This is a genomic window from Phenylobacterium montanum (genome assembly GCF_018135625.1).
GTDB classification, from domain to species: Bacteria; Pseudomonadota; Alphaproteobacteria; order Caulobacterales; family Caulobacteraceae; genus Poindextera; species Poindextera montana.
This window is the reverse complement of sequence record NZ_CP073078.1, coordinates 1,791,091-1,808,854: the sequence shown is the minus strand read 5'-3', so window position 1 is coordinate 1,808,854 and position 17,764 is coordinate 1,791,091. Positions and strand designations below refer to the sequence as shown.

At 65.2% G+C, this 17,764-nt stretch carries 18 protein-coding genes; 7 read left to right on the top strand and 11 right to left on the bottom strand.

Annotation, left to right across the window (positions count from 1 at the left end; all coding sequences use genetic code 11):
* Nucleotide 1 precedes the first annotated feature (1 nt).
* Nucleotides 2-1,549: a tryptophan halogenase family protein gene (locus tag KCG34_RS07995; RefSeq protein ID WP_211939851.1), complete on the top strand. Its 1,548-nt coding sequence runs from the start codon at nt 2-4 to the stop codon at nt 1,547-1,549.
* A 28-nt stretch (nt 1,550-1,577) separates the two neighbouring features.
* A complete protein-coding gene (locus KCG34_RS07990) occupies nt 1,578-2,630 on the top strand; it encodes a cupin-like domain-containing protein (protein ID WP_211939850.1) in 1,053 nt (350 codons plus the stop codon).
* 67 nt (nt 2,631-2,697) lie between these two features.
* On the opposite strand, the gene KCG34_RS07985 is transcribed toward KCG34_RS07990, so the two are convergent.
* From KCG34_RS07985 to folE, 8 genes are all read right to left on the bottom strand, one after another.
* Entirely contained in the window at nt 2,698-3,198 is a 501-nt protein-coding gene (locus KCG34_RS07985) for a DUF2177 family protein (protein ID WP_211939849.1), read from the bottom strand.
* Nucleotides 3,199-3,281: 83 nt separating this feature from the next.
* Complete coding sequence (locus KCG34_RS07980; protein WP_211939848.1) at nt 3,282-3,701, bottom strand: DUF5367 family protein; 420 nt, start codon at nt 3,699-3,701, stop codon at nt 3,282-3,284.
* On the bottom strand, nt 3,694-5,235 hold the full coding sequence (locus KCG34_RS07975) for a cryptochrome/photolyase family protein (RefSeq protein WP_211939847.1): 1,542 nt from the start codon (nt 5,233-5,235) through the stop codon (nt 3,694-3,696). The genes KCG34_RS07980 and KCG34_RS07975 overlap by 8 nt, the downstream gene beginning before the upstream one ends.
* Nucleotides 5,232-5,384, bottom strand: coding sequence for a DUF2256 domain-containing protein (locus KCG34_RS07970; protein ID WP_211940751.1), 153 nt, complete (start codon nt 5,382-5,384; stop codon nt 5,232-5,234). The genes KCG34_RS07975 and KCG34_RS07970 overlap by 4 nt, the downstream gene beginning before the upstream one ends.
* Nucleotides 5,385-5,501: 117 nt before the next feature.
* Nucleotides 5,502-6,212, bottom strand: a complete 711-nt coding sequence (locus tag KCG34_RS07965) for an SDR family NAD(P)-dependent oxidoreductase (protein WP_249138262.1) — start codon at nt 6,210-6,212, stop codon at nt 5,502-5,504.
* Nucleotides 6,213-6,214: 2 nt separating this feature from the next.
* On the bottom strand, nt 6,215-6,685 hold the full coding sequence (locus KCG34_RS07960; protein ID WP_211939846.1) for a DUF3429 domain-containing protein: 471 nt from the start codon (nt 6,683-6,685) through the stop codon (nt 6,215-6,217).
* On the bottom strand, nt 6,669-7,640 hold the full coding sequence (locus tag KCG34_RS07955) for an NAD(P)/FAD-dependent oxidoreductase (protein WP_211939845.1): 972 nt from the start codon (nt 7,638-7,640) through the stop codon (nt 6,669-6,671). The genes KCG34_RS07960 and KCG34_RS07955 overlap by 17 nt, the downstream gene beginning before the upstream one ends.
* Before the next feature lie 4 nt (nt 7,641-7,644).
* Nucleotides 7,645-8,256 carry a GTP cyclohydrolase I FolE gene (gene folE, locus KCG34_RS07950; RefSeq protein ID WP_211939844.1) on the bottom strand — a complete coding sequence of 204 codons (612 nt, stop codon included), beginning with the start codon at nt 8,254-8,256 and terminating at the stop codon, nt 7,645-7,647.
* 155 nt (nt 8,257-8,411) lie between these two features.
* Between folE and KCG34_RS07945 the strand changes: the two genes are divergently transcribed.
* Complete coding sequence (locus KCG34_RS07945) at nt 8,412-8,981, top strand: PAS domain-containing protein (RefSeq protein ID WP_211939843.1); 570 nt, start codon at nt 8,412-8,414, stop codon at nt 8,979-8,981.
* A 37-nt stretch (nt 8,982-9,018) separates the two neighbouring features.
* On the opposite strand, the gene KCG34_RS07940 is transcribed toward KCG34_RS07945, so the two are convergent.
* The 3 genes from KCG34_RS07940 to KCG34_RS07930 all read right to left on the bottom strand — a co-directional run bounded on the left by KCG34_RS07940 (nt 9,019) and on the right by KCG34_RS07930 (nt 12,217).
* Nucleotides 9,019-10,707, bottom strand: a complete 1,689-nt coding sequence (locus tag KCG34_RS07940; protein ID WP_211939842.1) for a sensor histidine kinase — start codon at nt 10,705-10,707, stop codon at nt 9,019-9,021.
* Between the two features lie 194 nt (nt 10,708-10,901).
* Nucleotides 10,902-11,369 (bottom strand): DUF2147 domain-containing protein, encoded by a 468-nt coding sequence (locus KCG34_RS07935; RefSeq protein ID WP_211939841.1) that lies wholly within the window; start codon nt 11,367-11,369, stop codon nt 10,902-10,904.
* On the bottom strand, nt 11,366-12,217 hold the full coding sequence (locus KCG34_RS07930) for a metal-dependent hydrolase (RefSeq protein ID WP_211939840.1): 852 nt from the start codon (nt 12,215-12,217) through the stop codon (nt 11,366-11,368). Before KCG34_RS07930 ends, KCG34_RS07935 begins: the two co-directional genes overlap by 4 nt.
* A 214-nt stretch (nt 12,218-12,431) precedes the next feature.
* Between KCG34_RS07930 and KCG34_RS07925 the strand changes: the two genes are divergently transcribed.
* From KCG34_RS07925 to KCG34_RS07910, 4 genes are all read left to right on the top strand, one after another.
* A complete protein-coding gene (locus tag KCG34_RS07925; RefSeq protein WP_211939839.1) occupies nt 12,432-13,046 on the top strand; it encodes a TetR/AcrR family transcriptional regulator in 615 nt (204 codons plus the stop codon).
* A 331-nt stretch (nt 13,047-13,377) separates the two neighbouring features.
* The gene (locus KCG34_RS26100) at nt 13,378-13,764 is read left to right on the top strand and encodes a hypothetical protein (RefSeq protein WP_367576023.1); all 387 of its coding nucleotides are present in this window, start codon (nt 13,378-13,380) and stop codon (nt 13,762-13,764) included.
* 155 nt (nt 13,765-13,919) lie between these two features.
* Nucleotides 13,920-16,880, top strand: coding sequence for a TonB-dependent receptor (locus tag KCG34_RS07915; RefSeq protein ID WP_211939837.1), 2,961 nt, complete (start codon nt 13,920-13,922; stop codon nt 16,878-16,880).
* 61 nt (nt 16,881-16,941) lie between these two features.
* Complete coding sequence (locus tag KCG34_RS07910) at nt 16,942-17,469, top strand: RNA polymerase sigma factor (protein ID WP_211939836.1); 528 nt, start codon at nt 16,942-16,944, stop codon at nt 17,467-17,469.
* Nucleotides 17,470-17,764 lie beyond the last annotated feature (295 nt).

Here is a 17,764-nt window from a genome sequence, read left to right as displayed (position 1 = left end):
CATGGCGAACGGGCAGATCCGGCGCATCCTGATCGTCGGCGGCGGCACGGCCGGCTGGCTCACCGCCGCGGTTCTGGCCAGCCGCTTCCCGCGGCGCGAAGGCCAGGGGATGGCCATCACCCTGGTGGAATCCCCCAGCGTGCCGACCATCGGCGTAGGCGAAGGCTCCTGGCCGACCCTGCGCTCGACCCTGCGGGGGGTGGGGATTTCCGAATTCGACTTCCTCAAGGCCTGCGACGCCGCCTTCAAGCAGGGCAGCGAGTTCCGCGGCTGGCTGCATGGCGGCGAGGAGCGCTACCTGCATCCCTTCACCGCGCCGCTCGGCTGGGAGAGCTGGGGCGTGATCGACGCCTGGCGGCCTGACAGCGGCGGCGGCGATTTCGCCCACGACCTGAGCTTCCAGGCCGCGCTATGCGACCAGTCGCTTGCGCCCCGGCCGTTCTCGGCGCGCGAATACCAGGCGCCCGCCAACTACGCCTACCATTTCGACGCCGGCAAGCTGGGCGCGCTGCTGGCCGACCATGCCGTCAGGCGGCTGCAGGTCGAGCACATCCGCGACGATGTCACCGAGGCGGTGACCTGCGAGGACGGCCGTATCGCGGCCCTCAACACCCAGGCGGGTCGGCGGCTGGAAGCGGACCTGTTCGTCGACTGCACCGGCCTCGCCGCGCGGCTGGTGGGCGACAAGCTGGGCGCGCCGTTCGTCTCACTGAAAGGCCAGCTGTTCAACGATCGCGCCCTGGCGGTGCAGGTTCCCTATGCCGATCCGGCTGCGCCGGTGGCCTCGGTCACCCGCGCGACCGCCTGGGCCAAGGGCTGGATCTGGGACATTGGCCTCGGCGCCCGTCGTGGCGTCGGCTGCGTCTATTCCAGCGGCCACGCCGACGAGGTCGAAGCCGAGGCTGCGCTGAGGGCCTATCTGGCCCGGACGGGCGTCCAGGCCGAAGGAATCACACCCCGTGCCCTCAGGTTCGAGCCCGGCTATCGCCCCACGCCCTTCGTCGGCAACGCCGTGGCCGTCGGGCTTTCGGCCGGCTTCGTCGAGCCGCTGGAGGCTTCGGCGATCGTGATGATCGAGATGGCGGCCAAGGATCTGGCCGAGGGCTTGCCGCGGACCACGGACGCCCTGCCGCTGGCGGCCGCTCGGTTCAACGCCGCCGCCCAGGCCCGCTGGGCCGGCGTGGTGGAGTTCCTCAAGCTGCACTATGCGATCAGCCGGCGCAGCGACAGCGACTACTGGCGCGACCACCGTCGGGCCGAAACCCAGCCGGACGGGTTCCCGGATCGGTTGGCCCTGTTCGCCCAGCGCGCGCCGCACCGGCTGGACCTGCCGCGGGCGGACGAGCTGTTCTCGGCCTCCAGCTATCACTACGTCCTGAACGGCATGAGCTTCGAACGCGCCGAGAACCCGGCTTTCGACCGACCCGACCTGGCCCTGACACTGGCGGAAAAGATCGCCGAGACCAGAGAGCAGGCGAAGCGGATGGTCGCCACGCTGCCGACTCACCGGCAGTATCTGCAGAATCTGGCGCGGTTCGAGGCCCTCTGACCGCCCGCCTCCGCGCTGGAGCGCGCCCATGAAGAAGACCCCCCGGTTCGCCGAGGTCACCCCCAAACGGTTCCTGAACGAGATCAAGCCGCTCGGCCGGCCGGCCATTCTCCAGGGCCTGGTCGCCGACTGGCCGGCGGTGGCGGCGGGACGTGAGGGGGTCGGGGCCCTGGCGGCTTATCTCGACGCCCGGCGCTCGCACCCGACCCTGACCTGGTTCGAGGCCCCGCCCGAGGCCGAAGGGCGCATCTTCTACAATGACCGCTTCGACGGCTTCAACTTCGCCCGCCACGAAGGCTCCAGCGAGGCTTTCCTGCGCCGGCTGGAGGCGCTGGCGGGCGAGGCGCGCGCGCCTGCCCTCTATGCCGGCTCCCTGACGATGGGCAAGTACTTCGCCCCATTCCGCGTCGAGAACAGCCTGGCGCGGATGATTCCCGCCTCGAACTTCCTGGAGTCGATCTGGGTCGGCAACCGCACGCGAATCTCGCCCCATTTCGACCGGCCAGAGAACCTGGCCTGCTGCGTGGCGGGCGAGCGGGTCTTCACCCTGTTCCCGCCCGAGCAGACCGCGAACCTGTATATGGGCCCTCTGGACCTGACCCCTGCCGGCCAACCTATCAGTCTTGTCGATCCCAAGGCGCCGGACCTGGACCGCTATCCTCGTTTCGTCGAGGCGCTGGCCGCCGCGGAGGTCGCCGAGTTGTCGCCTGGCGACGTGCTCTATATCCCAAGCCTCTGGTGGCACGGGGTGGACGCGCTTAGCGGCTTCGGGGTCCTGGTCAATTATTGGTGGGATGAGACCCCATCCTGGTTCGGGGCGCCGGAACTCTGCCTGCGCCATGCCCTCCTGAGCCTGAAGAGCTTGCCGGCAGCCGAGAAGGCAAAGTGGCGGGCCATATTCGACTATCTCATTTTCGAGGTCGATGGGGAGGCGCTTGCCCATCTCGACGAGGAGGCGCGCGGCGTCGCTGGCGTTCTCAACCCGCAGCGATCGGCCCTGCTGCGACGAGAGATCATCAATGGGATGTCGCCGCCGGCCCCGGATTTTCGACTCGCTGACAGGGCCGCTGCTTCGGCGTAGTAAAATCAATCGTTTGGTGGGGAACCGTTCCGCCGACCAGTCGATCTGACGCCGTTCGCGAGGCGCGTCACAATGGTTTTGCAGACGTCGTTCTTTCCCTCGACCAATTGAGGACTTGATATCCGAAAGCGGCGGTGACCGCCGTAAGCAATCCGCCCCAGGTCATGTCAGCAACGGTTAGCGTAGTCGACCAAACCTTCATGATCGCCTGGCTTGTCAAATCGAAGGCGCCGTAAGCAAATAGGCCGAGCGCCAATCCCCGCCAAAACGCCGCCCGCACGCCTCCGGTCTTCGACGTCGGGGTTATGGCAAAGTAGATTATTCCTGAAATATATATGAAGTAGAAGGCCGCAGCGGCGGCGAGATTTGGACGATCCGCCAGGATCGATCCGATATTCGGCTGATAGAGGCGATCTCTGGCCAGATTTAGCCAGCAGAAGTCAGCGCCCAAAAAAAGCAGGGCGCATAGCGCGAAGCAAATCAAATAGCGCAGCATCTTCGCCTCTGGTTGGGCCGATCCGGATATTTTTACGTCGAGACGTGGAAAGTGGATCTGCGAGAGCAGCATCAATTTTGACTGACTGGGCAGGAACTCGAGAGTGAAGGCGCGCGATACGCTCCACTTGGCCAGCGAGCGGCCATTTCGACGGTCTAGAGAGGGGCCTTGGCCCTGGAAAGCTGTATGGCGAGGGCATAGGCGAACAGGGCGCCGTTGCCAAAGAATATGACCGACGCGAAGGTCGCCGCCTGGTTCGGGTCAAGACCGGTCGCCGGGTGTAGCAGGAGCATTCGAAGAGACTCGGCGAACAGTCCCGGCGTGGCCATCAGGGCCGCTATCGCAACCGCGTTCCTGGGATCGGCCCTCCGCCAACTTAGCGTGGTTCGAAACACGCCGCACACCGCAGCCGCTACGCCCAACCCCGTCAGGACCGCCACCGCCGGCCCCGAGGCAAAAAGCGCGCGCCCGCCCATGCGAAAAAGTACGGCGCCATTGAGCCAAACGCCCAGGCCGATCGCCGGGTAGATCGCGGCGCCGAGCCGGGAAGGCGTTGTCTTCGAGCCCTTATTCATCGGCGGCGCCTCCGTCGAGGCTCGCCAGGAAGCTGGCGGCCTCCTTAGTGATTTGCGATCGCCGCCCGGCGTCGAAGGCGTCCAGCGAGCGATACGGCATGGCAAGCCGGGGGTTTCTTCCAAGGACCGCACGATTACGCATCAGAAAATCCCAGTAGAGATAGTTGAACGGGCAGGCTTCGGGGCCGCTTCGCTGCTTCGGGTCGAACCGGCATCCATGGCAATAGTCCGACATCCGATCGATGTAGGCGCCGGAGGCTGCATAGGGCTTGGAGGCCAGCCGCCCGCCGTCAGCGAAAAGCGCCATGCCGTGAACATTGGGCAACTCGACCCATTCGAAGGCGTCCGCGAATACGCCCAGATACCAGGCTTCGACCTCGCCGGGGGCGACGCCGGCAAGGAGCGCGAAGTTTCCGGTGACCATAAGCCGCTGGATGTGGTGGGCGTAGGCATTGCGACGAATGTCGACCACCGTCGTTCGGATGCAGTTCAGGTCGGTGTCCGCTGTCCAATAGAAGCCCGGCAACGGCCGTGTGGCGGAGAGGGCGTTGGTTCGCGGGTAGGATGGCATCAGCGCCCAGTAGACGCCGCGGACATATTCTCGCCATCCGAGGATCTGTCGGATGAACCCTTCCACCGCATTGAGCGGCGCCGCGCCCCGCCAGTAGGCCGCCTCGGCGGCGGCGCAGACCTCTCGTGGCTCCAGCAGGCCCAGATTGAGATAGGGCGATATCAGGCTGTGGAACAGGAATGGATCGGACCGCGCCATGGCGTCCTGGTAGTCGCCGAACCTGGCCAGGCCTTCGTCGAGGAACCGCCCCAAGGCCTCCAGGGCGCCGCTCCGCGTCACAGCCCACCCGAAGCCGTCCAGCTGCCCGAAGTTGTTTGGGAACCGCTTGGTGACCATGGTCATCACCTCGCGTGTGAGCGCGTCGGGTGGCGTCGCCTGGCGGCGAGGCGTCTGCAGGCCCTTGGCGAGGGGCTTGCGGTTCTGGGCGTCCAGGTTCCAGACGCCGCCCACTGGCGCGCCATCCTTCATCAAAAGCCCGGTGCGGATGCGCAGGCCCCGATAGAAGTGTTCCATGCGCCACTGCTTGCGTGGCGCGGCCCATTGCGAAAAGTCCGCCGGTGAGGAGAAGAACCGGTCGTCCTCGATGATCGTGACCGGGACGCCGAGCCGTTCGGCAGCGCCGTTCAGCAGCTCGTACACGCGCCAGGCGCCCGGCCGGGTCACCACGACTTCATCCGGTCGGATGCGCTCGACCGCCCGCTCCAGTTCACCGACCAGGTCACCCCTGTTCGATGGATCATCAAGGCGCACGTAATCGACGGCGATATCGCCCTGCCTGAGCTGGGAGGCGAAATGGCGCATCGCCGACCAGATCAGCACCAGCTTCTGGACGTGGTTGGGCGCTGCTTTCGCCTCGGCGGCGACCTCGACCATCAGCACCACATCCCTGTCGCGGTCGAAATCCTTCAAGCTGGAAATCGACAGCGAAAGCTGGTCGCCGAGAACCAACCGCAGGCGCTTCAAGGTCGCTTCTCCGCCGCCTTCGAGCCGCGACGGCAGCGCTCGGAGCAATAGCGCACATCCTCCCAGCAGTTTCTCCAGGCCTTGCGCCAACTGAAAGGTCGGCCACAAGTCTTGCAGATCTTGGTGGGGCGAATAATATTTGTGGGCATTTGATCCAGTAGTCGAATTTCGTTTTCGCTTTGAAGTGAGTTAATTGTGCATTGGCTTGCCATCAGGCGAGCATATATAAATAAATCCCTATTTCCATTGATGGCTTTCCGCAGTTTTCACCAGGGGATAGTCAAGCCGTCTTGGTCGAGAAAGCCTCCGGACTGCTCTTCGCCGACTAAGTCGATCACCTCCAGAAGCTTCGCCGCAGCCGAAGCCGGCGTGAGCACCGTCAGGCCCGCCCGGGAAAAAGGGCGAGAGAGCGGCGTATCGACCGTCCCTGGATGCATCGCCAGACAGATGGCGTCCGGCGCCCGCCGGGCGAGCTCTATCGAGGCTGTCCGGATAAGCTGGTTGAGGGCCGCTTTGGAGGCTCTGTAGCTGTACCAGCCGCCCAATCGATTGTCGCCGATGCTGCCGACCCTGGCCGAAAGGACAGAGAAGACTGATTTGCCGGTGCGTGGAAAAAGCGGAAGCAGGTGTTTGGCGACCAGGGCAGGTCCAAGCGCGTTTGTTCGGAACGCGGCCATCATGGCCTCGGGTTCAAGGTTCCGCAGACCCTTTTCGGCCTTGGCGCCATTGAAGGACAGCGTCCCTGTCGCGACCAGCACCAGACGGATCTCACCCTCATCCGCCGCCGCCCTCGATGCGCGGGCCACGTCCGCCTCCTGAGTGATATCCACGGCATCGGGGCCTCTTCGCGACCATCCGATCACGCGCTCAAATCTCCCCGTCGCGGAAAGGGCGGACCGGGCTGCTTCGCCGATGCCGCCGCTCGAGCCGACCACGATGGCGACGCCGCCAGCCGGGATGGAACTGAGGGCCGCCAAGGTCAGGACCAACCGCCGCGGACCACGCCGACGGCCAGACAAGCTGAGACCGCTGCGCTCAACTGGATGCGCAGCCTCCCATACCAGGACGGCGTCCGCCCGATCCGGACCGTCCAAAGATCATAGGCCAGCAGCGCCGCGAAGCCGCAGAGCTGCACGGCCAGGCTGGGCCGCGGCGCCAAAGCCAAGCTACCCCACGCCGTCAGCGCAGGGAGGATACTGATCGAATATCGTCGTAGCTGTCCGTGCGCGTCTCCAGGATCAGCCCCCACGGCCAAGCCCCATTGCGCGCCGCCCATGAACGCCAGGATGATGGCGCCATAGGAACGCCAGATCATTTCAGGCCCCCAAAGCGGCGCGCCGAGCAGCTTGGCGGCCGCCGGCGCCAGGAAAGGCGCGACGCCGAGCCACCCCAGAAGGCGTGCTGCGGCCGGCGGCCGATCTCGCTCGCGGCGGCTAGGCTCGCACGGCATGGGGCCGTATCCGCTTCGCCGGGCCATGAATGATCTTTTGGGCGAGTCCAAATCCCGACAGCCAGGCGCTCTCCACTCCGGGCGCCAGCAACCAGTCCCCGCAAACGCCCAGTCCGGTGAGCGGATTCCACAACTCGCCATGGCCAAGGCCGAATGATTTCGCAAACCTCCACCGATGCGCCTGGGCCGCAATTGGCCTTACCTCACCCGCGCCGGTCAGGCTCAGCAGTTCGATCAGAAGATGCTGCGCGATCTGCGCCGGTTCCGCCTCCAGGTGGTCCAGCGACCAGACCGGATTGGCGTGAGCCACCCACGCTTCCGGGCCCGTCCGTCCCGGCTTCGCAGCATTGCGCGCCGCCCAGCTTATTGCGCCCTGGTCACGGAGGATCGGGGCGGTGGTCTCGAGCACCCGATCGAAAGCGAACAGGCCCGTCCAGCAGGGCAGGCTGATCGACTGCGCGCTCTGCTTCATGAACGTCAGGTCGTTCAGCGCCAGGAGCGGCGTCGCCTGTTCCGCTGGCAGAGCGATCACAACGACGTCGAAGGGGCCTTGTTCCTGGTCGGGAAGATGCAGGCGCCAGCCGTCGGGCTTGCGGCTGAGACCGCCGACGAACGCATTCCAGCGAACGTTCAGCCCCTCCGTCAGAGCTTTCAGGGGAGAGGCCATCAGGGGCGCGCCGACCCAGGCGTCAGCGGCCGCGTCCGGCCAGGGCGCCGCCAATCCGGCCAAGGCCCAATCGGCGACCTGTTCGGCGAATTTCGCGTTTCTCACTGTGAAATACGGTGCGCCCATGTCCAGAGCCGCCTCGCCGAGCGGGGTCGCCAGGCGCCGCGACGCCATACGTCCGGCCGGTCCCTTGCCCTTGTCGAACAACGAGGGCTCCAGACCCACGGAGCGCAGCCGCTTGGCGCACGAAAGGCCCGCCAGGCCGGCGCCGATGATGGCCACCCGCATCGGGTCAGCGTCCCATCAGCGAGATGACTTCCTTGCGGCTGATCGGGTCATCGAGGAAACAGCCCAGGGTGCGGCTGGTGACCATGGCGACGCCGGGCGTTCGCACGCCGCGGCCGGTCATGCAGCCATGTTGCGCCTCGATCACCACCGCGACGCCGAGGGGCTGCAGGTGATCCCAGATGCACTGGGCCACCTCGGCCGTCAGGCGCTCCTGCACCTGCAGCCGCGAGGCGTAACCCTGAAGAACCCGCGCAAGCTTGGATATGCCCACGACCCGGTTTTTCGGCAGATAGGCGATGGAAGCCTTGCCCACGATCGGAGCCATGTGGTGCTCGCATTGAGATTGGAACGGTATGTCCCTGAGCAGCACGATCTCGTCGTAGCCGCCGACTTCCTCAAAGGTGCGGGACAGATGAACGCCCGGGTCCTCCTCGTAGCCCTGGCAATATTCCCGCCAGGCCCGCGCAAAGCGCGCCGGTGTTTCGACAAGGCCCTCGCGCTCGGGATCGTCCCCGGCCCAGCGGATAATCTTGCGGACGGCGTCAAGCACCTCTTCAGGCACAAAAAGCTTTCCGTCCTTATCGAACAGCCTCGCATCGGGCGCGATGTAGTTCATGGTCTTGAAGCCTCTTCAGCCCGCCGGCGGGTGACGAACCTGCGCGTCTGTCGGGCTTGATAATGATGCGAGGCCCTCTCATCCTCGCCAACATGTCCAAAAGGGAAGTCAGGCGGGGGCGATCGAGGCGGGGTGCGCCGCTTGCGCTGACCCAGATGATCGATGCGAGCCCGATCGCCGCTGTGCTGAGCGACCCGCGCCAGCCTGACAACCCGATCGTGCATTGCAACCAGGCCTTTCTCGATCTGACCGGTTATGACCGAAAAGAGGTCCTCGGCCGCAATTGCCGCTTCCTCGCGGGCCCGACAACCGAGCCTGAGCTGTCGGATAAGATCCGCCAGGGCGTGCGCAGCCGGATTCCTGTGCTGGTCGACATCCGCAACTACCGCAAGGACGGAACTTCGTTCCTCAATGCGGTTCTCGTAGCGCCGATCTTCGACGCCGAGGGCGAGCTCGACTATTTCCTCGGCTCTCAAAGCGCCGCGCCTGACCCCGAGGCCCGCCCGTCCCGCTCCGAAATCGCCAAGGCGAAGATAGAGGGGCTGAGCCCCCGTCAGCGAGAGGTGCTGGCGGCCATGTCGCTCGGGCGGTTGAACAAGCAGATCGCCGGCGAACTTCGAGTGACCGAACGAACGGTAAAGATGCACCGCGCCGCGCTTTTGAAGGCGCTTAAGGTTCGATCCGGGGCCGAAGCCATACGCCTCGCCATAGAGAGCGGATTTTGAGGGTTGCTGGGGAAGTCAGGCAAACAAACCCTCCCCCCTACTTGCCTAGCAAGGGAGCAAGGCGGGCGCGGGCGCATTCTGGGCAGATGCCTTGGCTGATGCGGACGGCGTCGCTGCCGCCACGACGATAGTAGTCGGTTGGCTTCACCCATTCCCCCCGCCAAGCCTTCGTCGTGACATTTGCGCAAAACTGGCAAGTCGTGACGATGGGCAGGTTGGCGACACGTTCCTCTTCGCGCGCTGCTTCTCGGCTGCTCAGAAAGGCCAGCGGCACGCGCTCCTTGGCGGAGAGCAGCGTTGATTGATAAAGCACGCCGAGCAGGCGTTCCTGGCAGGTGAGCGCACTGACGGACATCTTCATGAGCCGTTCGAGATCGGGGGCGTCGCACCGGTACTCGTAAGTCAGAGCCCTCGTCGCGAGCGTCGCCACCCGCCGATGGACAGCCCTGAACGCGCTCTTCGCCTCGGGGTCGGCGATCATGTCGAACAGAAGCCGGCCGACCACCATCTCGGTTTTTGGGGGCGCGGACCCGAGATCGCGCCCAAAGTTGGTCCACCCCTCGTCCCCCACCGCGAGAATGGTCCCGTCCTTGGCGACGAGATAACAAACGCCGTCAAGCGCGTTTAGCCAGTCCTCAACTCCTGCAGACACCGATAGCGGCTCTGGGCTGAAGACTTGATCGCCGGCTTCCGCTCCGGTCCCAGCGCTTTCCTGGGTTCGGAGGCGGCTTTCCACGGCGCGACCGGGATGCGGCGGACGATCGCGATTTGGCGTGGGGAATCGCAGCAGGAAAATAGCTCCGCCTTCGACGTTTCGGTGTGTGAACGTCCCGTCCAGGCGCCTGATCTGTAAGCCCAGCAGCTTGAGGCCGAGCCCGGCGGACTTGCGCAGGTCCATACCCTGGGGCACGCCTTTGCCGTCGTCCCATAGCTCGACCTCGACGACGCCGCCGTCGCGACGCATCGTGACGATCATCCGTCCCGATGCTCCAGGCTCCCACGCGTACTTGCGGGAATTGGTCACCAGTTCGGCGACCATCATGCCGACGGTTGTCGCGACGTCGACCGAGACCGTCAAGCCGGGTTCGGTGACCGCCGAAAGGGTGATATTGTCGGGCAGGCCCGATGACAGGTCCTCGCAGAGGGCGCGTAAGTACTCGCCCAAATCCTGCTCATCGATGTGCGCTTGGTTGCGGTAGAGTCGTCGGTGGACGAGAGCCATGCAGCGGATTGAGGACGCCATCTTCTCGCACATTTCACGAGCGATAGGGTCCTCAAGTTGCCGGCCCTGGAGAGTCACCCGCGCGGCGACCTCTTGGAAATTGTTCGTGACCCTGTGAGCCAGTTCTCGGAACAGCATATCCTGGTTTTCGACCGCCTCCTTCAATGCGGTCTCGAGCTTCTTCCTGTCGGTGATGTCGCGCCAGCTCACGCCAAGGCCGCCGTTCTTCAAGGGGAAGATGCGGGTCTCGGCATATTTGCCCGTGGTCGGGCTAAGGAGATCGAGGTGAATGGCCTCGCGGGTTCTCATGGCCTGGCGGAGGGCGTCCGCCAATTTCGTTTCTTGTGCGGCCGGGAATGTCTCCCATAGGCTTCGCCCGACTACATCCTTCCGATCGTATCCGAAGAAATGCTCGGCTTGCCGATTGAAAAATGTGACCGTCCAATCTGCAGCGAGGCCATACGTAGCATCGCCAATCCCATCGAGAATTTCCTCTCTGATCATGATCTAGCCCCAAGCACGCGGACCTATAAACTCTACTACCCGGCTTGGGGTCTCGCCGTGTTGATCCTGAGCAAGTCGAACAATGTCCACCTTGGCCGGCGTCGGTCGCCGCCCTGGTGAGCGTCGCTATGAGGCGGTGGCGCTTCAGCAGAGGCTTACGAGCTTGGCTAGGTCTGATTGAACGCAGCGACCCTTCACCGATTGTCGATCGCGGTGCGAGCGCCCGTTGCGGCGGGCTCAGCGGCCGTGAGCGCCCGAGCGCGGGTCCAGACCTGGGTCCGGCAAAACGGTGCGACGATGCAGCCCGTCAGCCGCAGCCGTCCGTCGGGCGTCAACTCCATCGTGCCTGTGTAGACGCCGCCCTTCTCGGGGTCGTAGAGCCAGCCGTCACCCCAGCGGCCCGCGGCCTTCGGCGAGGCTTTGAGGATCAAGAGGTCTGCAAGCCGGCGCGAGCGCAGAGTCGGATTGCGATTACGGACGTCGGTCTGGTCCGGAACCGCCTGCAGGCGGGGCGATGTGACGATGCGTCCGCAGACGGCGGCGCCGCAGGCCTCGATGCGGACCAGGGCGCCGCCGTCCTCCGGCGAACGCCAGAGGCCCAGCACGGCGGAGGGGTCGGCGCCGGCTGCGGCCACGGCCAGGCTCGCCAGGGCGCCGATCACATCTGCACGCCCAACTCGGCCATCGCCGGCAAGGCCCGCTCGGCTTCGGCGGCCAGCGCGCGGTCGTCGCGGGCCCAGGGATGGAAGCCGGGCCGGAAGTAGGCGAGATATTCGGCCGACACCTGGCGCAGGATGCCGGGCTTCACCAACAGGTAGGCCGCGAGCCGAGCCCAGGTTCCGGGCCGATTGATTCCGCCCGCAGTGAAGATGTCGGCGATGTTGCGGCCGACGGTGGAGAACAGCAGGCTGGTGGCGATGCCCATGGTCGAGGCCCTGAGCAGCCAGCGCCGCCAGGGAGGCAGCTTGGCGGCGACGACGACGAAGGTGTCGAAGGCCACCGCCTTGTGCTCCAGCTCCTCGATGGCGTGCCAGCGCCACATGGCCTGGGCCTCGGCCGGGGCGCCCTCGAGATGGCGAGGGTCTGCCAGCAAGGCATGGGCCAGGATGGCGGTGAAATGCTCCAGCGCGATGGTCCCGCCCAGCTGTTTCAGCGGCGGTTGGGCGCGCGCATAGTCCAGCCGCAGCTTGGTGCGTGCCTCCATGGCCGCCACGTCGAAGCCATGCGCCGCAATCTGGCCGTTCAGGCGCACGTGCTCGCGGGTGTGCATCGCCTCCTGAGCGACGAAGGCGGCGATCTGCTGTTGAAGCGGCGGCTCCGCAGCGCCCCGATAGCGGCGGACGCACTCGATGAAATAGCGCTCCCCATAAGGAAAGGTCGCCGAGAGGGCGTCGAAAAAGGCGGTCGCCACCGGATCGCCGCCCAACCACCAGCGGCTTGTGGGGGCGCTGGCGGCGAAGCTCAGGTCGCGCGGGGTGATGGTCAGGTCACTGGGCGTGGCCGTGCGCATGGAGCAGCTCCCGGTTTGAAAGGGCGTGGATATTGTCGCCGGCGACGCCCCGATCCGGGCGTTTCGCTGCTTGCGCCGCAAGGAGGCTGGGCCAAGTTTGCGGCATCTTGTAGACTCCCCTGTCAATACGGGGGTGGGATCGGCTCAAGCTGGGCCTGAAAAAGCTTCGCTGAGGGCTTCGCTTGCGCTATCTACATAAATGTAAGTTACTGTGATGTCAATACCGGACCCCGATACCGCAGTGCGGCTGACGCGCCGCCGTCGCGCGCCCGATGAGGCTCGCAAGGAGGCTCTGGTCTCGGCGCGAAGGCTGCTGCTCGAGTCCGGGCCGGACGCGATAACGCTGAAGGCGGTGGGGGACGAGATCGGCGTGACCCACGCCAATCTGATCCATCACTTCGGCTCTGCGGCGGGCCTGCAGTCGGCCTTGATGGAGTCGATGGTGCGCGACCTGATCCAGGCCCTGGACGCCGCCGTCGCGCATCTGCGCTCCGACGCCGGAGCGCCGCGGGCGCTGGTCGACCAGGTGTTCGATGCTTTCGACGAGGGCGGCGCCGGCCGGCTGGCGGCCTGGATCGTCATGTCCGGCGACCTGGAGCTTCTGGAGCCGGTGCGTGGGGCCGTCCACGACCTTGTCGAGGCGATCTATCAGAAATTCCAGGCCGAGGGCGAACAGGCCCGCCACCGGATCACCGCCGCGGTGCTGTTCATCGCCCTTTCGGCCTTCGGCGACGCGGTGATCGGACCGCCCTTGCGCGATATGCTCGGCCGCGACCAGGACAGCGCCCGGCGAATGGTCGCGCGGCTGCTGCCGACTTTCCTCTATTAGCCTGAAGCCGGTCGCCGGCGGCCGGGTCTCGCAGTTGCGATTGCGCCGCGGCGCGAACCGCGCCATGTTGCCATTAACATCAATATAAATATGTGCGGCCGCCATGACGGCGAACTCTGATCCGCAGGCCGACCCTGCGCCGCGTCGGCGGCGCCGGTCGCCGGAAGAGGCGAGGGCCCAGGCGCTGGTTTGCGCCCGGCGGCGGCTGATCGCCTACGGCCCGCGCGGGGTCACCCTGCAGGCGGTGGCGGGCGATATCGGCGTAACTCACGGTAATTTGATACATCACTTCGGTTCAGCGGCTCAGTTACAGTCGGCCTTGATGGGGGTGATGGTCCGTGATCTCGCCTCAGCGTTGCAGGTGGCGGTGGCGCGCCTTCGCTCAGACGGCGATGCGGCCAAGTCTGTAGTGGAAATCGTGTTCGACGCGTTCAACCAGGGCGGTGCAGCTCAGCTTGCAGCCTGGATCGCCCTGTCCAATCGCTACGAACATCTGGAGCCGGTTCGCGACGCGGTTCGCGACCTTGTCAGCGCCCTGGACGAGCAGGTCCGCGCCACGCCGGACGATCCCCCACGGCACATTTCCTCGGCTCTGTTGTTGATCTCTTTGTGCGCCTTCGGCGACGCCATTATCGGCGGGCCTTTGCGCGACATGCTGGGCCGTGATCGCGATTCCGTGCGGCGCATCGCGATCCATCTTTTGCCCACCTTCCTCTGACAATCGACATTGTCGTTAATAGCTATTGACATGCAAGTGAATAGTGGCATGGTTAGCCGAGGAGCACGTCCCAGCCGCCGGCGGGCTCGCACGACCATCGAGCGGCATGGAAACGACAGGCGCCGGGCCTAGGTCCGGTCGAAACGGAGGGCGCCATGGGGCATCAACCGACGGTGAGAGCTTGCCTGCTGGTTGGGAGTTCGGCTGTCGCGCTGGCCCTGAGCGCCGGACCTGCCCTGGCTCAACAGAGCAAGACCGCCCCCGGCCCCAGCGCGGTGACCGAGGTCGTGGTGACGGCCCAGCGGCGCCAGGAAATGGCCCAGCATGTGCCGATCGCCATCTCGGCCTTCTCCGCTAAGACCCTGCAGGCGGAAAAAATCGAGGGCGGGCCTGACCTTCTGAAGGCGGTGCCCAATGTCAGCTTCACCAAGACCAATTTCGCCGGCTACAACCTGACCATCCGCGGCATCGGCACCCAGGCGATCTCCGTCGCCACAGATCCTGGCGTCTCGGTCAATTTCAACAGCACCGCCCTGATCCGAAATCGCCTGTTCGAACAGGAATTCTTCGATATCGAGCGGGTTGAGGTGCTGCGCGGTCCGCAGGGCACCCTGTACGGCCGCAACGCCACCGCCGGCGCGGTCAACGTGATCTCGGCCAAGCCTACCGGCGTGTTCGAGGGCGACATCAAAGGCGAGGTCGGCAACTACGACACGCGCCGGATCAGCGGGTTTCTGAACATCCCGGTGATCGGCGACAAGCTCGACCTGCGTATCGCCGGCGCCTCGACCAGCCGCAGCGGGTTCGCCGAGAACACCACCACCGGCGACAAGATCGACGGGCGCGACCTCTATTCGACCCGGGTGACCATCGGCTTCAAGCCGACAGAGCACCTGCGCGCCGACCTGATCTGGGAGCACTTCAACGAGAACGACAGCCGCGCACGCAGCACCAAACAGCTCTGCACCCGCGACCCTGGCCTGACGTCATTGGGATCGATCCAGGACCTGAGCCCCCTGGCCGGCGCCTTCTTCAGTCAGGGCTGCAAGGACGCCTCGCTCTACTCGCCCACGGCCTATGGCACGCCTAACGGCCTGTCGATTCCTTTCGTCCTGGCCGGGGCCCAGAACACCCAGTTTCTCGGCTATGACCCCAACACCTTCAATGCGGTGCAGCTGTTGAAGGTGATGGATCCCTATGGCGGCCAGATGCAGTCGCCGGACTTGCGCAAGATCGCCTCGCTGTTCGACCCTCGTTATCGCGCGAAGGCCGACGTCATCGAACTGAACGCCGACTTCGACCTGACCCCGCACCTGACCCTGACCTCGCAGACCGCGTTCGATGAAGACCGCTACTTCTCGACCGAGGACTACAACCGGTTCAACACCGTGCCCGGCGTGTTCAACGACTCCACCGGGCTCCTGAACGCGATCAGCTCGGGCGCCGCGCCGAACATCACGCCCGGCGGGGTCTATTGCGACCCGCAGCTGGGCTGCTCCAACACCATCGTCGGCCTCGACATGTCGCGGGCCACCAGCCGGCAGTTCTCGCAGGAGCTGCGCCTGCAGTCCTCGTTCGCCGGCCCGTTCAATTTCAGCGTCGGCGGCAACTACGTCACCTACAAGACGGTCGAGGACTATTTCGTCTTCTTCAATGTCATCAGCGCTATCGCCCAGAGCACCGGCCCGGTCGGCAACAACAACGCCGCCTACAATTTCTGCGACGACGGCAACGGCCCGCCACGGCCGGTGACACCCAACGGGACCAGCGGCTGCATCTACATAGACCCGAACAAGCTCAGCAAAATCAACGGCCTGGGGCACAACTACTTCCGCAGCGAAAACCCCTACAAGCTGAGCTCGGCGGCAGCGTTCGGCGAGCTCTACTACAAGCTCACCCCCGACCTGAAGCTGACCGCCGGCCTGCGCTATACCGCCGACACCAAGACCTTCACTCCGGTCCCGTCCCAGGTGCTGCTGTCCTCGGCCAATGGCGGCACAGTCGACGGCGGCTATCCCGTCTCGCCCGACATCAAGCAGAGCTGGGGGGCGGTCACCGGCCGCTTCGGTATCGACTGGCAGCCCAAGCTGTCCTTCACCAACCAGACCCTGGTCTATGCCTTCTACAATCGCGGCTACAAGGCCGGCGGCGCCAATCCGCCCCCGATCGGCTACAGCAGCCAGTCCAGCATTCCCGGGCTGCCGCCGACGGTGCAGCTGCTGTCCTATCCGACCACCTTCAAGCCCGAATATGTCAACGCCTTCGAGGTGGGGACCAAGAATGCGCTGATGGGCGGGACGCTGATCGTCAACGCCAATGCGTTCTACTACGACTATAGCGGCTATCAGGTCTCGCAGATCGAAGATCGCACGGCGATCAACGAGAACTTCAACACCAAGATCTGGGGCGCCGAGCTCGAATCCGTCTGGCAGGCGACCCACAACCTGCGTTTCAACCTTGCTCTCGGCTATCAGCACAGCCAGCTGGCCAAGGGCTCGCGCTCCATCGACGTGGAGAACCGCACCCAGGGCAATCCGGCCTATGTGACAATGAAGGGCAACGAATTCCTGCCCTCCAATTGTGTGGTTTCGAAGAGCTTCGTCGAGAGCATCCTCGCCTATAACCGCGCCAACGGCCTGACCGACGACGCCAATCTGGCGGCGATCTGCCCCGGGACTATCTTCAGCCTGGGCCTGCCGTTCCAGCCGGCCGCGTCCGATTTCCCGAACGGCGGGCGCGGCTTCTACGCCGATCTCACCGGCCACAGCCTGCCCAATGCGCCGAACTTCACCCAGTCGCTGGGCGCCGAATACACCCGCGAGGTGGGCGGGGGATGGATCGCCACGCTGCGCGGCGACGTCTATCATCAGTCTCAGTCCTGGGCGCGGGTCTATCAGGACCCGATCGACAAGCTGCACGGCTGGTACAACGTCAATCTGCGCCTGACCGTCGCCAAGCCCGACGCCGGGCTGGAGATGGAGGTCTATGTCAAGAACCTCCTCGACGACACGCCGATCACCGGCGCCTTCATCAACAGCGACGACACGGCGCTGACCACCAATGTCTTCACCCTCGACCCACGCCTGATCGGATTCAGCGTCAGCAAGAAATTCTGACCCTAAGGCCGCCTGGGCCTCGGGGCAGGGGTCCGGCGGCGCTTCTTTGGGAGGTTGCCCGATGACCGTCGCGCAGATCGCTTCCGCACAGGGACCCGGTGAGGCCGCGCCCGACCTGGCGGCCTGGATGGGCGCCTATGGCGGCGAACTGCGCCGCTATTTCGCCCGCCGGGCGCCGGCGAGCGAAGCCGACGACCTGGTGCAGGATGTGTTCCTCAGGCTGCAGTCCGCAAGGTTCGGCGCGCCCATCGCCGACGCCCAGCGCTACCTGTTCACCGTCGCGCGGCATGTCCTGGCCAGTCGGCGGCGCAAGAGCCCGGCGCGGCACGCCGCGCTGGAGGAGGCGCCGGAGCCGGTCAGCCACCTGTCGCCAGAGCGCATTCTGGTCGGCCGACAGGACTATGCCCGGGCCATCCGCGCCGTCGTCGATCTGCCGCCGAGGGCCCGCTCGGCCTTCCGTCTGCACCGCTTCGAAGAGCTGACCTATGCGGCCATCGCCGACCGGATGGGCATCTCGCGGGAGTCGGTGAAGGAGTTGCTACGGCGGGCGAGCGACCGTGTGAGCGACGTGCTGCGGGTGGAGGCCTAGCAGGCCGTCGATTGCGCATCCTTGGCGGCCTGCCCCGAGCCATGACGGGCTCGAGCGCTCCTCGTCATGGTCTAGCGCCATTCCGCGGCAAAATTTTTTTGGAATTCAAGCTATCTCAAGAAACCAAGAGGCGCGTTGCGCGTTGGGCGCAACATCTATCGAAGTATCCGTACCGGGATCATCGAATTATTTTCAAAAATTCGAGTTGTTGATCCCCCCTTTCGCCCAATGCGGGCGTCTTTCTGAATAGGTGACTTCCGCGAACCAGAGACTGGCGTGTTGGTCGCCCTGCTTG

Excerpts from the sequence above, each read along its gene's own strand:
- KCG34_RS26100 (WP_367576023.1), top strand. The coding sequence starts at position 13,378 with ATGGTCCGTGATCTCGCCTCAGCGTTGCAGGTGGCGGTGGCGCGCCTT.
- folE (WP_211939844.1), bottom strand. The coding sequence starts at position 8,256 with ATGAACTACATCGCGCCCGATGCGAGGCTGTTCGATAAGGACGGAAAG.
- KCG34_RS07925 (WP_211939839.1), top strand. The coding sequence starts at position 12,432 with ATGTCAATACCGGACCCCGATACCGCAGTGCGGCTGACGCGCCGCCGT.
- KCG34_RS07910 (WP_211939836.1), top strand. The coding sequence starts at position 16,942 with ATGACCGTCGCGCAGATCGCTTCCGCACAGGGACCCGGTGAGGCCGCG.
- KCG34_RS07970 (WP_211940751.1), bottom strand. The coding sequence starts at position 5,384 with ATGCCCACAAATATTATTCGCCCCACCAAGATCTGCAAGACTTGTGGC.
- KCG34_RS07960 (WP_211939846.1), bottom strand. The coding sequence starts at position 6,685 with ATGCCGTGCGAGCCTAGCCGCCGCGAGCGAGATCGGCCGCCGGCCGCA.
- KCG34_RS07930 (WP_211939840.1), bottom strand. The coding sequence starts at position 12,217 with ATGCGCACGGCCACGCCCAGTGACCTGACCATCACCCCGCGCGACCTG.
- KCG34_RS07990 (WP_211939850.1), top strand. The coding sequence starts at position 1,578 with ATGAAGAAGACCCCCCGGTTCGCCGAGGTCACCCCCAAACGGTTCCTG.
- KCG34_RS07945 (WP_211939843.1), top strand. The coding sequence starts at position 8,412 with ATGATCGATGCGAGCCCGATCGCCGCTGTGCTGAGCGACCCGCGCCAG.
- KCG34_RS07955 (WP_211939845.1), bottom strand. The coding sequence starts at position 7,640 with ATGCGGGTGGCCATCATCGGCGCCGGCCTGGCGGGCCTTTCGTGCGCC.
- KCG34_RS07980 (WP_211939848.1), bottom strand. The coding sequence starts at position 3,701 with ATGAATAAGGGCTCGAAGACAACGCCTTCCCGGCTCGGCGCCGCGATC.
- KCG34_RS07915 (WP_211939837.1), top strand. The coding sequence starts at position 13,920 with ATGGGGCATCAACCGACGGTGAGAGCTTGCCTGCTGGTTGGGAGTTCG.
- KCG34_RS07940 (WP_211939842.1), bottom strand. The coding sequence starts at position 10,707 with ATGATCAGAGAGGAAATTCTCGATGGGATTGGCGATGCTACGTATGGC.
- KCG34_RS07995 (WP_211939851.1), top strand. The coding sequence starts at position 2 with ATGGCGAACGGGCAGATCCGGCGCATCCTGATCGTCGGCGGCGGCACG.
- KCG34_RS07985 (WP_211939849.1), bottom strand. The coding sequence starts at position 3,198 with ATGCTGCTCTCGCAGATCCACTTTCCACGTCTCGACGTAAAAATATCC.